This is a genomic window from Acidianus manzaensis (assembly GCF_002116695.1).
Classification (GTDB): domain Archaea; phylum Thermoproteota; class Thermoprotei_A; order Sulfolobales; family Sulfolobaceae; genus Acidianus; species Acidianus manzaensis.
The window spans coordinates 2415001-2430006 of the sequence record NZ_CP020477.1; the positions used below are offsets into that span (position 1 = coordinate 2415001).

Below are 15006 nucleotides of genomic sequence, written 5' to 3' on the forward strand. Positions count from 1 at the left end.
CGAATCTGGTGTTATGGACGCCTTACAACGTGTTGACCCAGATTTATACGAAATGATAATGGATATATATCAAGATAGGAAAGCACAATTAGATGAAATAAAAGAAAAATGGAAGAAAGGAGAATTAAACGAAGACGAATTACCTGATAGTTGGTTAGATTTATAATTAAACTTTTTTTATCAAAATAGATTATTCTTGTAATTTTTTAAAACATTTAATTGCTAGTTTAATAAGTAAAGTTTTTATTCTATAATTCACCACATATATAATAGGGTTTATACATGAGTGAACAAGTAGATAAAAAAATTGAGGAAGGGATAAAAGAAGCATTCCCGATGGCAGATACTACTGATTGGAACGAAGTTTATCAAAGAATAATATACAGATACAGTACACCACACGGTTTACAACATGTAAAAGAAGAATTATACAAATTAGAAGACGAAGGAGAAATAATAGTACATCATATAAAACCATACAATGACCCCGTTAAGATGCAATCCTTAAATGGAGAACCTAAAATTATTCCAACTAACAAATTATGGCACCATAAAAGCTGTGGACAATGTGGTCACATTCCAGGATATCCTACTTCAGTATTCTGGATGATGAATAAAATGGAGATAGATTATTTAGACGAACCACATCAAACCTCTTGCACAGGATGGAATTATCACGCATCTGGAGCTGAGAATCCAGTAGCATTAGCAGGAGTATATGTAAGAAATATGTGGAGAGCATATGAAACTGGATACTTCCCATTAATTCACTGTGGTACATCGTTCGGGCATTATAAAGAAGTAAGAAATATGATTGTATTACATAAAGAGATAAGAGATAAATTAAGACCAATAATGAGAAAATTAGACATGGATATTGTAGTACCAGAAGAAGTAGTACATTACTCAGAATGGTTATTCACAATGAGTAAGAAAGCAGCAAAACAGAAAAAATATGATTTAAGCAACGTAAAAGCTGCAGTACACACTCCATGCCACGTATATAAGTTAGTTCCAGAAGATACAATTTATGATCCTGAGGTATTCCAAGGAAGAAGACCAGCAGCACCAAGCGGAACAGTACAGAATTTTGGTGCTAAATTAGTTGATTACTCAACATGGTGGGATTGCTGTGGATTCGGATTTAGACACATTCTAACAGAAAGAGAATTTTCCAGAAGCTTTGCATTATTCAAGAAAGTTATTCCAGCAGTAGAAGAAGGACATGCTGACGTATTTGTAACATCTGATACTGGATGTGTAACTACATTAGATAAGAGCCAGTGGGCAGGAAAAGCACAAGGATTCAATTATAACTTACCGGTATTAGCAGATGCACAATTCGCAGCAATAATGATGGGTGCAGATCCTTATACAATAGCTCAAATACACTGGCATGCAACTGATGTAGAAGGATTCTTAAGGAAAGTAGGAGTACCAGTAGATGACTATAAGGAGAAATTCATACAATACTTAGCTGACTTAAGAGAAGGAAAAGCTCAACCACAGTACTTATATACTCCACACAGAAAAATAGACTTCTACATATCAGTACCAGAAAGAGTAAAGTGGTATAAGAAGGAAGTACCAAAATAAAAAAGATGGAAAAGTAAATCTTTTTAATTAATTTTATTAAAAATTAATATGTGGGTGAATTGATTGGCAAATGAAAAAGTTCTCGTAATTGGATCCGGTCCAGCTGGATTATCTGCAACAAAAGAATTGAGAAATATGGGCGTTGATGTAGTTCTAGTAGAAAAAGAAGCTTATCTAGGTGGTACACCTAAAAAATTAAAGTATAGTTTACTATTTCCTGAATTAAGACCAGCTACAGAAGTTCTAGATCCAATGATAAAAAGTGTTGAGGATTCAAAACCAAAGATATATATGGAAAGCATAATAGATGGAGTAAAAGCTGAAGATAAAGGATTTACAGTTTCAATAAAGGATAAAAGTGGAAAAGTTACCACAGAAAAAGTAAATGCTATAATAGCTGCTTCTGGTTTTGAACATTTCGATTCAAGAAGAAAGTATGAATATGGATATGGAATAATTCCTAATATCTATCAAATTTCAGATATAGAAAGAATGTTATCAGAAAATAAATTAGTTACAACAAAGGGAACTCCACCAAAAAGAGTAGCAATATTATTATGCGTAGGTTCAAGAGATGCTACAGTAGGAAATACTTACTGCTCTAGAGTATGTTGTGCAGTATCAACAAAACAAGCAATGGAAATTAAAGAAAGAGTACCTGATGCAGTAGTTCACATTTACTATATGGATATTAGAACTTATGGATTAATGGAAGATAAGTTATACTGGAAATCACAATTAGAGTATAGAGTAGGATACATAAGAGGCAGAATTTCAGAATTCATGAGAGGACCTAACGATACTGTAATAATTAAGGGAGAAGATACTATGAACTTAAACAGAGCATTAGTAATACCATATGATATGGTAATTCTAGCTAACGGTATGGAATTAGGTCTAGGTTCTAAACAAGTAGCAAAAGCATTAGGCCTAGATTTAGAAGAGCATGGATTCGTTAGACCATTAGATCCAGATAGATTGCCAGTACAATCTACAAGGAAAGGAATATTCCTAGCAGGAGCTATAACTGGTCCTAAGACAATATCAGATTCAATAACTGAAGGATATGCTGCAGCAATGAAAGCTTATGAATACGTAACTAAGGGCGTATGGGAGGAATCAGATTTCGCTAAAAAGGCAATCGAGGTGAAATCTCATTAGCCTCGTTTTTTTAAATATAGATTACGTGCGTGAAATTTATAATTCTATGTTAAAAGTAGATGTAAATAACACCGTAGCAGATGATACAAAAAAATCATTGAACTTAATTATTGAAGCAATGAAAATGAAAAGTCAAGAATTAAGAAAACTAGATATCCAAACTGAAGATGATGCAAAGAAACTGTTTGATAATATATTTTACTCCAAGAAACATTATCAAGACGTAATATCTAAAACTAGCATACCAGAATTGCAGATAGCTTACAATTTTTTAAAAAATACTAATGCAGGATACAATGAAAGAGTTGAAACTTTCGTCTCTAAAGTAAAAGGTGGAAATAAGGAAGATTTAGAAGATATGGCAAAAGAAATTATACACTTTTTAGAGCCAGAGAAGTATCCGTTATGGACTAAATGGATATGGAACGAAAAGAGACAAACAGGTTCCATAACTTATATATTGAAAGATGAAACAAAACTCAATTCTCAGTCAGATTTCTTTGCAGCAGTAGATGAATTGAAAAAAGTACTTGATATTTTTGGTTTAAGTAGTTCAGATTATTATTATACTACAGCTTTTTTAGTTTACGCGTATGTGAGGTATTTGGATTACACAATGCATCTCGCGGTAGATAAGAAAGCCGCGGGATTGCTTCCAACTCACCTCACTACAACAGCCCTAGTATTAGGGCTAAAACCATATCTTAAGGTGATCAGATTTGCCAATACCTGAATTAGAAAAACCCATAATTAAAGGTTTAATTGAAAAAGATAAAGTAGTAGTAGATGGAGTAGAGTTAGATGGAACTTGGAACGCCTTCATGATAGAGAGAACACAGACTGGCTACGATCCTTCAGTATGGGACGAAATAGCTAATACTATAGAAGGAGCTACTATCTCATTATGCTGGCAATGTGGAACATGTACATCAGGCTGTACAATGAGAGAATACGATCCAAACTACAGTCCAAGAAGATTCATAGACTTAGCTAGAAAAGGAGATAAACAAAGTTTAATAGAACTTCAAGACAGTCTATGGAGATGCGTATCATGCCAGAAATGCACTCATAGATGCCCCAAGGGAGTATTAGTAGAGGAAGTAGTTCATTCAATACACAATTACTTATTAAAACATCAATTAGTAAAACAAGATCCAGGAACAAAATTCGATGAGTTATTCCTCGATACAGTTATGAAAAATGGAGGAAGAATTTCAGAATTATTGCTAGGAATGGAATCAGCAAAAGTCGGATTCGTGACATTAAGCATAAAAGATTTGATAACAATGAGTGGACCATTACTAAAATCTGGATTAATTAAAGATTTAATGAAGCCAAACAAGGTAAAGAATTGGGATAAAATAAAATCAGTTTTACAAGAAGCAATGAAAGAAGAGGTGACACCAGAATGAGTAACCCAAACCCATATGGTAAAGTAGCATTATATCCAGGTTGCGCATTAGACGGTTTAGGAAAAGGCTATGATGTATCACTAAAACTAGTAGCTGAGGATTTAGGATTACAATACGAAAAAATTGAAGATTATAATTGCTGTGGAGCATTAGAAGTAAAGAACGTTAATACAATGGCTGGATTATTACTACCAGCAAGAAATCTCTCAATAGCAAGACAAATGGGAGCTAATGCAGTAATGTCTGCATGCCCTGGTTGCCATTATTCGTTATCAAGAACACAATACTTTATGAGCAGATATCCAAAATTAAGAGAAAAAGTAAATGTCTACTTAGAGAAGATGGGAGAAAAAGGCTATGACATGCAATTATTAATGATTCATGCAGTTGAATTCTTCTATAATACAGTTGGTCCAGAAGGAATAAAAAGCAAAGTAAAGAGGCCATTAACAGGATTAAAAGTAGCTCCATATTATGGATGTTTATACACAAGGCCAAAGGCATACACGTTAACAGGATATATGAAAATGAAAGATGATCCAGAGAGACCAGTATTTATGGACGAATTATTAAAGGCATTAGGAGCTGAAGTAGTTCCATTTGAAGCAAAGACTATGTGCTGTGGAGGACCACACGTTTACTCTGATGCACCAACGTCAATACATCTAGAGGCTAGAATACTTAAAGAAGCGAAAAGAAACGGAGCAGAACTACTAATTACTGACTGTCCATTAGGTCACGTAGCAATTGAAACTAATATGAATAAAATAACTGATGCTTATGGTCAAGATTTGAGAATGCCATTAGTATACTTTACTCAGTTAATGGCGTTTGCATTTGGTCATTCTCCAGAAGAGGCATTATTAACGGCAAACTTAACAAATCCGATGTCAGTATTAAAGAGATATCTGTAAATATAATTCCTTTTCTTTCTCTTTCTTATTTGTTTCTAAAAATCTTTAATCTTTTTCTAAATGTTTTTTAATAAAGGTTAAAATTATAAGAGAAAGTATACTATTTAGAAATTTTTAGTTTTATGTAATGGAAAAATTTATAGTAATTTCATTTTGAGCATCATATTCCCTAATTCTGTTAAATCTTTAGAATAAAGGAATGGACTATATTTAGAGCAGTCTGAGTATCTTTTTACACATAGTACTTTTATTCTAGAATCGTAAAATCTGGCTGAAAGTAAATCTAAAGGTGAAGAACCAATTACTATGAGATCTAAAGGATCTGCATCTAGTTTAGTGAAAGGCTCTTTTGATGGTTTAGTTTTTCCTGAATTAGGTATATACTTCAAATTTAGGTTAATTTTTTTCAAAATTTCTAATGTAGTTTCTTTATTATATGGTGACATTATAATGATATTTTCTTCTCCAACTTTTTTCAATGTAGAATAAAAGTTACTCCAATCTTCATGTACTTTGAGACTAATTGGTATATTTACGTTTTGATTATTCTTATAAATGGAATATAATGCCTCTGTAGTATCTACATCTAAGATAACGCCATCTAACCATATCGCATATTTCATGGATTTTTTATATATTAAACAAGATTTATAAGTTTTGATTTTTAAATTACTTATATGACCGAAGTTTATGGGTTCAAATTTCCGGAAGACTTGCTATACGATGCAGAAAAACACGTATGGGCTAAAGTAGAAGGAAATGTAATTACGTTAGGAATAACAGATTTGGGGCAATATATGATTGGAAGAATTTTTTCAGTTGAAGCCAAGAGTGTAGGAGATAAAGTAAACTCAAGAACACCAGTATTTACACTGGAAAGCGCTAAGTGGGTTGGAAAGTTTAGATTTCCAATGGAAGGAGAAATAATTGATATTAATAAAGATTTGACTGAACATCCAGAGAAGATTAATGAAGATCCTTATGGTGCCTGGATAGTAAAAGTAAAAGTCGAGAATGTGCCTAATAATTTTAAGCCTTTATCAGAAGTCAAGAACTATTTTGAGAAAGAGGGTCAAAGAATTGCTAAGCGATAAAGATATTGTTCTGTCGGTAGTAGAAACTTTAGGTAAATGGGATATAATGCTAGCAGGAATTAAGGGAAACGAATTGCTGATGGTTATTAAAAATAGAGAAAAGAAGGAATATCCTAAAGATCTAGAAATTGATGGCAAGAAATTTAATATAAATTATTACGATTCAGAAGAGTATTTTACATTATTAAAAGATGACGAATCAATTTTTAGAAGTTATAACATAGTTTATTTCGTAAAAGTCTACATGAGAAAAGTATTGGATACTCTAACTTATTTAGAAGTTGAAAGATTAAGTAATGAATTTCAATCTAACAACGCTTAGTCTAACATTCTTATAGGATTTTTAGAAACTATTCTTTTTAGTAAATTTTAAATCTAATTAATTTATTAAGATGATATGGATAAGTTAAGTAAATTAACTTTCATTAGTCTATTAATAACTTATTTTATAGGAGGATTAGAATTAACAGTAGCTGGAAGTTTAAATCAAGTAATAGCAGATTCGTTACATTCTAGCTCTTTTGCAGGGACTGTCCTTTCATCTTACTTAATAGGAGGAGTTGTAGGTTCATTTTTCTTTGGATTTTTAGCTGATAAATTTGGCAGAAAAAAGACATTAGAAATAGGTTTGCTTCTTTTTGTAATATCATCGGTTATAATAACTGTTTCACAAAATATATTCGAAGTTATTATTCTTTTAGCTATTCAAGGGTTTGCTATTAATGGAGATGGAGTAGCAGGATCTTCACTAATAGTAGAAGAATCACCAACTAGATTAAGGGGTAGGTTATTTGTCGTACTTTCTACTATATGGTTTTTAGGCGATATGGTAGCGAGCTTATTAGGGCTATATTTACTTTCAGCTTTTCCTTCTTATCTAGCCTGGAGGATAAGTTTTGCAATTGCTGGAGTTATAGTTGTTCCTTTCTCCCTCGTTAGATTTATGTTAAAGGAAAGTACTGTATGGGAGAGTTTTGGAAAAAGGAAAGTATCTATTGGAAAAGCAAAAAATCTTCTCTTATCTTTGATAATAATATCTTCTATAGATTCAATTGTAACTTATGTGTTTCCTTTCCTTATTATACCAGACTTTATAGGTCCATCATTAGGTTTCAACACGGTGCAGTCAGCTAAATTCACGGATGAAGCAATTGTAGTTGCTACAATACTTTCTATTATAGGGGGATTTACTGCAGTTCAGTTTTTAATTGATAAACTAAGTAGAAAGAATTCTGTTCTTCTAGGTCATCTTTATATGTTGGGTGGTTTTGCAATAATGTTAATCGGTTTAGGAAGTTCTCTCTTTGTCATAGGTGATTTTGGTTTGATTTCATTCTTATCTCCTTTAGGCTTGTTTGCAATTTCTTTGCTTAGTGTAGAATCATTTCCTTCTTCAATAAGGGGTAAAGTTAATGGATTGGTTTCAGGGATTTCTAGTATAGTGTCTTCAATTTCTCCTCTCATCTATTACTATTTGGGAGGTATTGGAGTGAGAAATTTAGTTTTATCTTTAGTTGGTTTAATAGGTATTGCTGTAATAACAATATTTTTTGCTGAAATTAAAGATACTAGAAAGAATGAAATAAGTGAAATAGAGAAATATTATAACGAAATTAAAACATAAGAAAAACAAAACTGAAGAATACGATACTTAAATCAAAGTTTATATACTTAATTAATTTTTTATAAAATATGCTAAAAGTTAATATAGCTCAATTCTTCGGATATCTTCTAGATTCTTATGATTTTACAATAATTACTATTTTATCTCCATTTTTTGCGAAACTTTTTCTTCCTTTAGGGTTTAGTTTTATCAGTATATTATTATCGTATGGTTTTACAGTAATTTTCAGGCCTTTAGGTTCAATAACTTTAGGAATATTAGGAGATAAAATAGGAAGAAGAGACTCCTTAGTTATTTCCATGTTAGGAATAAGTGCAAGTATTATACTTACTCCTTTTATTCCTCCTTATGATAAGATAGGAATATTATCTTTGGTATTCTTCATTTTAGTAAGGATAATGGTAGGAATATTTACTGGAGGAGAGTATTCTAATGGTTACACTTTTGTGGAGGAATGGAGTAGTAAACAAAATAAAGGAATTTCAGGAGCTTTTGTTCAAAGCGGTTTTGGAATAGGATCAGTATTGGCTACACTTTTGATAATTTTAGCTGAAACTTATTTTGGAAAGAACTTTTTCATTTATGGGTGGAAATATCTTTTTCTCTTAGGTTCGTTAATAGCTATTATAGCTTTTTGGATAAGACTTGATACTCAAGAAACTCCAGAATTTAAAGAGGCTAGAAAAGATAAATATCCATTTAAAGATTCTATAAAACAAGGAAGAAAAATAGGTGTTCTTCTATTTTGGTTTGCTGGAATGATGGCTCTTGCCTTATCTTTCTTCCAATTCACTCCGGTTTTATTGGAAGAAAGTTATGGAAAACTTGGAGAAATAATATATGCTATAGCTATGATTTTCACTTTTCCTTCAGTGATATTATTTGGAAAATATTATACCACAAAACTTATTTCCTATTGGGGTATTTTGGTAGCTATACTAGCAATACCTTTATTCTATTTGTTACATTTTAATAATTTTTTATTAGACTTAGTTGTGTCATCAGTAATAGGAATAACTACGCAAGCAATTTGGGGCTCAGTTCCTTCTTTAGTTACTTCAGCTTTTTCAACTATTATAAGATCCACTTCAACTGGTTTGACAGTTTCTCTTGGAATGGCATTAGGTTTATGGTACACTTTTGCAGTATCATTAACTGGAGACATCTGGATATCATCTGGAATATACTTAGCAGTTGGAGGTCTCCTAGTATTCTTATCCTCTAAGAAATTTTATATCTTAAACTCATAATCTCTGAGAAGACTTCAAGCAATTGTTCTTTATTAAAACCGTAGATTTTAGGATTTTCCTCGAACTTTGAAGAAATAACATTTTCATATTCAGTTAACTTTTTGCCAATTAGCGCTTTTTCTAGCTCAGTTATAAATTCTCTAGGGATTACGAAGAAATCACCTGAAATCTCTACCTCAGAAAACTCATCATCAATGATTTTAACTGTTACACGAATCAACTTATCAAATTTTTTATCAATATGACATAAAAATACTTTGCTAGAAACTTTAAAGCAAGAATTAACATCATTAAGTTTATGTCTATCACCTTGTTCTTTCTTTAGTTCATTAATGAAATTATTCCATGCTTGGAAATCCTCATCTTGTAGTTTGTATTCTTTAGGATTCCAATATTTTTGGAAATTTTGTATAAGTCTCTCTCTAAAATTAACAGTATCATGTAATTCATCAAAAATCCCAGTTATCCATTCGTCCATTGATTTAGCTATTTTATCTTTGAATTTTTCTTCTGAAATTTGTAGACAATCAACATATCTTGTTAAGTCGTTCCTGAGTATAACGCTACCTGTAATTACGACGCTATTTTCTAAAGATACTGCTCCGTTTCCACTAATTTTCTTTTTGTTAACTAAGATATCCTGTCCTCTTAATTCTGCTGGTAATCCAAAATCTCTAATAGTTTGAAGAACTGGTTGTAAATACGTCGAATAAAGCTCTTTAATTGAAGAGAATTTTTCTTTAATTGCTATTCTATAACCTTGTTGATTTTTAGTTATTATCACTGTTCCACCACCGGTTTCTCGCCTAATAACTGGTATTTTCAAATTGTTACAAAGTTCAACGTTGACTTCTCTACTAATGTCTTGATGATATCCTACGCTAATAAATGGAGTATCAGTAGGTTCAATTATCCCTATTATGTTCCCATCAAGTTTTTTACTTAACATGTCAACTAAGCTTGACGCTGTCATCATGTGCCAAGGACTTACTTTAGGAAAGAATGTAATGTACCAATTCACGAATTTAATAATAAGTAATGATATCTAAAAACTTTAGGTTTACTAAAATAGAGAATATTTAAAATATAATCCCAATTCCTTAAATATGTAGAGATAATAAATTATATATAAAATAAACAATAATAAATTACCATTCTCTATTTCAATTTTAACATTTTCTGATTAATTGGATGAAAGTCCGTATCTGTAGTAGTTATGAGTATCACCTTATAGAGTAGTTCACATAAGGTACTAGAGTCTTAGAATTGTATTATACTTATTTTTCCTATCTAGAACATCTTTTAACATTAATGCACTCTAATTTAACACATATCATTTTTAAGTTATATTAGTTTATCTTATTTTTTAGAATAATATTTATATATTAATTTAAGTAACTATTTTATGTGCAGGAATTTAGGTTTATAGTAGAGAGAGGAACTCAAGACAAGATATTAGCTGGAGAAGAAGCATTGCTAGAATCAGTAGCTTCTGGAAATAGCCCAATACTTAGATTTGTTATATTTGATCCAACTGCAGTACTTTTAGGATACCATCAAGCTGCAGAACAAGAAATTCATCTTGATAAGGTGAAAGAAAAAGGTTGGTTAGTAGGAAGAAGACCTACGGGAGGAGGAACTATAATAATGGGTCCAGACCAGTTAGGATGGGAAATATATGCAGAATCAAGTCTTCTAGGGGGAACAGTAGAATCTGCTATCCAAAGATCAGCAGATGGAGTAATAAAAACTTTGGAAAAACTCAATATAAAAGCAAATTTCAGACCTAAAAACGATGTAGAAGTAAATGGTAGAAAAATCTCTGGAATAGGCGCATTTTCTTTCGGGAAGTATATGGCAGTAACTGGAACAATCCTTGTAAATTTCAATGTAGATGATATGGTAAGTACAATGAAGTTAAGCTCTGAGAAAATGAAAGATAAAATAACCAAAGATTTTAAGGAAAGAATAACCTGGATAAATAAAGAATTAAATTCCAATATTTCAATGAATAACGTCATTGAGCTAGCTAAATCCTCCTTCGAAGAATCTATGAACGTGAAATTGGTAGAATCTTCTTATACACAAGAAGAAATTGAAAATATAAAAGATTTACAAACTAAATATTCATCATATGAATGGATATTTGGTTTAAGAAAACCACTAGAAGGAGAAGGATTAAAATATGGAGAAATGAAATTCCCTGGAGGATTAGTAAAAGCTCAGGTAAAAATGGCTGGGAAAGACATAATAGAATCCATACTAATTACTGGAGACTTCTTTGTAGAACCTAAGAGAGCAATATATGATCTAGAAGCAAGATTGAAATGGAGCAAAAAAGAAGAGATTCCTAAGGAAATAGAAGATTGGTATAAGGATGTTAAGATTATTGGAATAACAAAAGATCAATTAATACAGTTTTTGGAGGGAGTTTGTAAATGAAACCAGTATTCTTTTATGCTCCTGCTCTTAAAAAATATGAAACAGACTATATAACTTCAGAAAAAGGTTGGAAACCAATATCAGTTACTGGCAATTATTGTGCATTTAACTGTAAGCATTGTGAAACAAGAGTATTAGAAGGAATGGAAGATGGATCAACTAAAGAGAAATTTTCAAATTTAATGGAAAAAATATATAAAGAAGGCTATGAAGGCGTAATTTTGTCAGGAGGTTCGACTCCTAGGGGAGACGTGCCTATATGGAAATATACTGAAATATTAAAGAAATATCCAATTACAAAGATTGCTCATACTGGAGTAATAAAGACTCAAGAGATTGCAGATAGATTGAAAGAAGCTGGAATACAAATAGCATTACTGGATATGGTTGGAGATAACGATACAATTAAAGATATTTTAGGTCAGCCATTTACAGTAGAAGATTATTTAAATTCTTTCAAATTCTTAAAAAAAGCTGGAATAAAAATAGCTCCTCACGTTATAATGGGGTTAAGTAAAAAAGGATTTGAAGGAGATATGCATGCTTTAGATTTACTAAAAGAAGTAAATCCAGATGCAGTAATAATTGTAGGATTAATGCCATTAGTTGGAACTCAAATGAAAAATGCTAGAGAACCTTCACCTGAAGAATTATCCCTTGCCTTAAAAAAGGCAAGAGACTCATTTAATGTTCCAATCATGTTAGGTTGTGCTAGACCAAGAGGAAAAGCCTATGCTAAAGTGGAAAAAGAAGCCGTAGAAGAAGGAATAGAAGGAATAGCATTTCCAACAGAAGAAACTATAGAATATGCTAAACAAATTGGAAGAAAAATTATTTTAAGTAATGCTTGTTGTGGAAATATTATTCATGACTTCTTATTAAGGGTGTCCGTATCATGAATGTAATAAGTAGTCCGGATTGGGTTAGACTAAGTTTTGGAGCAGATATGGTACTAGGTTTTTCTCCAGGTAAATTCTTAAAAGGGGCATTAAATACTACAATAAACCTACTACAATACTATCCAGACGGATGTAAAGCAAACTGTCTATACTGTGGGCAAGCTAGAGAAGTGGCTAAAGGAGCAGATTGTAAAACATTAATAAGAGTAGACTGGCCATTAAGGCCATTAACGCAAGTTTTAGATAGAATTAAAGAAAGACAAGGAGATCCAGAATACGGCTTACAAAGAATTTGCGTAGGCCAATTAGCTCATCCAAGAGCATCTCCAGACGCTATTGAAATTACTAGAAGAATTAGAGAAGAAGGAATAGAATTACAAATATCCGAATTAGTTACTGCAACTTATACTTTCAAAAATCATATGATAGAGATGAGAAAAGCCGGAGCTGATATGATAGACGTAGCAATAGATGCTGCAAGTAAAAGAGTCTTCGATTCTGTAAGAGGAAAGCCAGTAAGAAGTATGCATAATTGGGATCGTTACATTAAAGCTATTGACGAAGCAGTAGAAGTTTTTGGCAAGAAAAATGCAGGAATTCATCTGATAATAGGATTAGGAGAAACAGAAGAAGAGGCAGTAAATCTAATGTTATACGCTCATTCGCGTGGAGCTAAGATTAGCCTATTCGCGTTTTATCCAGAATCGTCTACTCCTATGGAGAAAAAGAAACCAGTACCACTTAATGTTTATAGAAGAATGCAATTATCAAGATGGTTAATAGAAAACGATCTAGTGAAACCAGAAGATTTCGTATTTGAGAACGGAGTATTAAAGGACATAAACTTACCATCAGATATTTCAGTAAAAGAATTATCGCCAGCGTTCATGACTAGTGGATGTCCGGGATGCAATAGACCGTATTCTAACGAAAAACCTGGAGATAGATTAAAGAATATTCCATGGTATCCATCAGAATCTCAAACGATATCTGCATTAAAAGCTACAAGATTAGAGAGCGTGAAAAGGTTAATCGATAATGAAATTGCAAAATAAATATCTTAGTTTTTTCTCTAGTGGATTTCCATCTCACGTAAAAGTCAAAGCAATAGATATAGGAGAAGAAGGAAATATTTTTCATTCTCCTTTTAAAGGAGAAATAATTTCTATAACTAAATTTAAGTTAGGAAGACCAAATAAATTTGCTAAAACTGATTATGATGTTCAGATTTTTCTAAATACAGGGAAGAGAAAGATAAAAATTCTACACGTTAATCCTTACAAACAAGAAGGAGAGTATATAAAAGAAGGAGAAGCATTAGGAGAATTTATTTCATCACCTTATACTGGTGGTGATTTTCCTCACGCGCATATAGAAGGTGTAAGATTAATTTTTCCAAAAATTACTAAATACGAAGAAAAAGCCATAGGAAAAGTAATTCGAAAAACTCCTTATTACCTAGATGTAGAACTAAAGACTTACGCAGAAGCAGGAAACTTTAGAGGATTAGGATGTTGTGGAGGGATTATAAACGCTAGCTTCCCTTATGCAGGTTATGGAGGAATAATAGGCTTAAAACTCAAAGAAGAAAAACTAAATATCGTTAACCAAAAATACTTAGTCTACAGAACAAAAAGGAAAAATCTAACTATGTTTGAAATGAAAAAAGGTTTAATAAAAAATTGGGAATATGAATCTTCGTTTAAAGTTATGAGGAATGAGCCTGTTGGTGGATTACCAATTTTTGAAAGCATTCTATCGTATAATGGTCATCCTTTGGTTAGAATCTTTAATTATAAAAAAGATATTCATGAAGAAGAAGAGGTAGACGTGTGGGATTTGATTAAGAAGAGAGTAATTTCTTAGCCTCTTCTACTTCTTTCTTATCTGCTTCTTTATAAGTTAACCACCACGCATATCCTTTGAATTGTCCTAATCTTAGCTTCGAATCCTTAACTGTTCTAGGTGGAGGATTTAACACATTATCTCCAATAATTTCATTGTTTGGCCAATTCGCAGGCATTACGCTTCCAGTTTTGTCTATAATTTGCAAAGCTTTTAGACTTCTTAGAATTTCGTTAATATTTCTGCCTAATTCTAGAGGATAATACATTATTAATCTAACTATTCCTCTATTATCTATAATGAATACTGCTCTTACAGTAGAAGTTGAAGATTCAGCATGAAGCATACCTAGTCTTTTCGCAACATTACCCATAGGGTCAGCTATTATTGGAAATGGTATTTCAACTTTCAAATTTTGCTCTATCCAATTTACCCATTCTATGTGGCTAATTGTACTGTCAACTGATAATCCGATCAATTCAGTGTTTAAATTTTTGAATTCTTGATATTTCTTAGCAAAGCTGACAAATTCTGTAGTGCAAACTGGTGTAAAATCTCCAGGGTGAGAAAATATTATGAACCATTTTCCAGCGAAAGCGTCTGGCAACTTTATCTTACCTTGCGTAGTATCTACTTCCATTTCTGGGAATTTTTCTCCTATTAATGGCAATCTAAATTCTTGTTGTTCCATTATTTTTCACTAATATATAATTTAGATAAAATAGTATTTAAGAGTATCTTCTATTTTAGAAGAAATACTAACTTAAAA

The 15006-nt window shown here is 31.8% G+C and carries 17 protein-coding genes (1 of these 17 only partly in view); 14 read left to right on the forward strand and 3 right to left on the reverse strand.

From position 1 onward, the window contains the following. The 6 genes from B6F84_RS12600 to B6F84_RS12625 all read left to right on the forward strand — a co-directional run. Positions 1 to 166, forward strand: partial view of a 4Fe-4S dicluster domain-containing protein gene (locus tag B6F84_RS12600; protein ID WP_148692563.1) — the end only. It extends 671 nt beyond the left edge of the window; only the last 166 of its 837 coding nucleotides appear in the window; the start codon falls outside the window, past its left edge; it ends in the stop codon at positions 164 to 166. Positions 167 to 282: 116 nt separating this feature from the next. Then, positions 283 to 1596 carry a CoB--CoM heterodisulfide reductase iron-sulfur subunit B family protein gene (locus B6F84_RS12605; protein WP_148692564.1) on the forward strand — a complete coding sequence of 438 codons (1314 nt, stop codon included), beginning with the start codon at positions 283 to 285 and terminating at the stop codon, positions 1594 to 1596. Positions 1597 to 1659: 63 nt separating this feature from the next. Next, on the forward strand, positions 1660 to 2757 hold the full coding sequence (locus B6F84_RS12610) for a CoB--CoM heterodisulfide reductase iron-sulfur subunit A family protein (protein ID WP_148692565.1): 1098 nt from the start codon (positions 1660 to 1662) through the stop codon (positions 2755 to 2757). A 46-nt stretch (positions 2758 to 2803) separates the two neighbouring features. Continuing rightward, on the forward strand, positions 2804 to 3490 hold the full coding sequence (locus tag B6F84_RS12615; protein WP_148692566.1) for a hypothetical protein: 687 nt from the start codon (positions 2804 to 2806) through the stop codon (positions 3488 to 3490). Beyond that, on the forward strand, positions 3477 to 4169 hold the full coding sequence (locus B6F84_RS12620; RefSeq protein WP_148692567.1) for a 4Fe-4S dicluster domain-containing protein: 693 nt from the start codon (positions 3477 to 3479) through the stop codon (positions 4167 to 4169). The genes B6F84_RS12615 and B6F84_RS12620 overlap by 14 nt, the downstream gene beginning before the upstream one ends. Next, positions 4166 to 5083: a CoB--CoM heterodisulfide reductase iron-sulfur subunit B family protein gene (locus B6F84_RS12625; RefSeq protein ID WP_148692568.1), complete on the forward strand. Its 918-nt coding sequence runs from the start codon at positions 4166 to 4168 to the stop codon at positions 5081 to 5083. Before B6F84_RS12620 ends, B6F84_RS12625 begins: the two co-directional genes overlap by 4 nt. Before the next feature lie 137 nt (positions 5084 to 5220). On the opposite strand, the gene B6F84_RS12630 is transcribed toward B6F84_RS12625, so the two are convergent. Further along, a complete protein-coding gene (locus B6F84_RS12630) occupies positions 5221 to 5706 on the reverse strand; it encodes an HAD family hydrolase (protein WP_148692569.1) in 486 nt (161 codons plus the stop codon). Positions 5707 to 5760: 54 nt separating this feature from the next. Here B6F84_RS12630 and B6F84_RS12635 point away from each other — a divergent pair, with 54 nt between their 5' ends. From B6F84_RS12635 to B6F84_RS12650, 4 genes are all read left to right on the forward strand, one after another. After that, positions 5761 to 6177, forward strand: coding sequence for a glycine cleavage system protein H (locus B6F84_RS12635; protein WP_148692570.1), 417 nt, complete (start codon positions 5761 to 5763; stop codon positions 6175 to 6177). Next, positions 6164 to 6499 carry a hypothetical protein gene (locus B6F84_RS12640; RefSeq protein WP_148692571.1) on the forward strand — a complete coding sequence of 112 codons (336 nt, stop codon included), beginning with the start codon at positions 6164 to 6166 and terminating at the stop codon, positions 6497 to 6499. The genes B6F84_RS12635 and B6F84_RS12640 overlap by 14 nt, the downstream gene beginning before the upstream one ends. Before the next feature lie 75 nt (positions 6500 to 6574). Further along, positions 6575 to 7801 (forward strand): MFS transporter, encoded by a 1227-nt coding sequence (locus tag B6F84_RS12645; RefSeq protein ID WP_148692572.1) that lies wholly within the window; start codon positions 6575 to 6577, stop codon positions 7799 to 7801. 68 nt (positions 7802 to 7869) lie between these two features. Then, positions 7870 to 9051 (forward strand): MFS transporter, encoded by a 1182-nt coding sequence (locus tag B6F84_RS12650; protein WP_148692573.1) that lies wholly within the window; start codon positions 7870 to 7872, stop codon positions 9049 to 9051. Here B6F84_RS12650 and B6F84_RS12655 read toward each other — a convergent pair. Then, positions 9023 to 10072: a lipoate--protein ligase family protein gene (locus B6F84_RS12655; protein WP_148692574.1), complete on the reverse strand. Its 1050-nt coding sequence runs from the start codon at positions 10070 to 10072 to the stop codon at positions 9023 to 9025. The genes B6F84_RS12650 and B6F84_RS12655 overlap by 29 nt on opposite strands. 386 nt (positions 10073 to 10458) lie before the next feature. Here B6F84_RS12655 and B6F84_RS12660 point away from each other — a divergent pair, with 386 nt between their 5' ends. The 4 genes from B6F84_RS12660 to B6F84_RS12675 are packed head-to-tail and all read left to right on the forward strand — an operon-like array spanning position 10459 to position 14258. Continuing rightward, complete coding sequence (locus B6F84_RS12660; RefSeq protein WP_148692575.1) at positions 10459 to 11493, forward strand: lipoyl protein ligase domain-containing protein; 1035 nt, start codon at positions 10459 to 10461, stop codon at positions 11491 to 11493. Further along, positions 11490 to 12392: a radical SAM protein gene (locus B6F84_RS12665; protein ID WP_148692576.1), complete on the forward strand. Its 903-nt coding sequence runs from the start codon at positions 11490 to 11492 to the stop codon at positions 12390 to 12392. Before B6F84_RS12660 ends, B6F84_RS12665 begins: the two co-directional genes overlap by 4 nt. Further along, complete coding sequence (locus B6F84_RS12670; protein ID WP_148692577.1) at positions 12389 to 13447, forward strand: radical SAM protein; 1059 nt, start codon at positions 12389 to 12391, stop codon at positions 13445 to 13447. The genes B6F84_RS12665 and B6F84_RS12670 overlap by 4 nt, the downstream gene beginning before the upstream one ends. Next, the gene (locus B6F84_RS12675) at positions 13431 to 14258 is read left to right on the forward strand and encodes a DUF8155 domain-containing protein (RefSeq protein WP_148692578.1); all 828 of its coding nucleotides are present in this window, start codon (positions 13431 to 13433) and stop codon (positions 14256 to 14258) included. The genes B6F84_RS12670 and B6F84_RS12675 overlap by 17 nt, the downstream gene beginning before the upstream one ends. On the opposite strand, the gene B6F84_RS12680 is transcribed toward B6F84_RS12675, so the two are convergent. Beyond that, complete coding sequence (locus tag B6F84_RS12680) at positions 14236 to 14928, reverse strand: peroxiredoxin (RefSeq protein ID WP_148692579.1); 693 nt, start codon at positions 14926 to 14928, stop codon at positions 14236 to 14238. The genes B6F84_RS12675 and B6F84_RS12680 overlap by 23 nt on opposite strands. Between the last annotated feature and the right edge of the window lie 78 nt (positions 14929 to 15006).

Coding starts and splice junctions, on each gene's coding strand:
- B6F84_RS12605 (WP_148692564.1), top strand. CDS start 283: ATGAGTGAACAAGTAGATAAAAAAATTGAGGAAGGGATAAAAGAAGCA.
- B6F84_RS12615 (WP_148692566.1), top strand. CDS start 2,804: ATGTTAAAAGTAGATGTAAATAACACCGTAGCAGATGATACAAAAAAA.
- B6F84_RS12625 (WP_148692568.1), top strand. CDS start 4,166: ATGAGTAACCCAAACCCATATGGTAAAGTAGCATTATATCCAGGTTGC.
- B6F84_RS12630 (WP_148692569.1), bottom strand. CDS start 5,706: ATGAAATATGCGATATGGTTAGATGGCGTTATCTTAGATGTAGATACT.
- B6F84_RS12635 (WP_148692570.1), top strand. CDS start 5,761: ATGACCGAAGTTTATGGGTTCAAATTTCCGGAAGACTTGCTATACGAT.
- B6F84_RS12645 (WP_148692572.1), top strand. CDS start 6,575: ATGGATAAGTTAAGTAAATTAACTTTCATTAGTCTATTAATAACTTAT.
- B6F84_RS12650 (WP_148692573.1), top strand. CDS start 7,870: ATGCTAAAAGTTAATATAGCTCAATTCTTCGGATATCTTCTAGATTCT.
- B6F84_RS12665 (WP_148692576.1), top strand. CDS start 11,490: ATGAAACCAGTATTCTTTTATGCTCCTGCTCTTAAAAAATATGAAACA.
- B6F84_RS12670 (WP_148692577.1), top strand. CDS start 12,389: ATGAATGTAATAAGTAGTCCGGATTGGGTTAGACTAAGTTTTGGAGCA.
- B6F84_RS12675 (WP_148692578.1), top strand. CDS start 13,431: ATGAAATTGCAAAATAAATATCTTAGTTTTTTCTCTAGTGGATTTCCA.
- B6F84_RS12680 (WP_148692579.1), bottom strand. CDS start 14,928: ATGGAACAACAAGAATTTAGATTGCCATTAATAGGAGAAAAATTCCCA.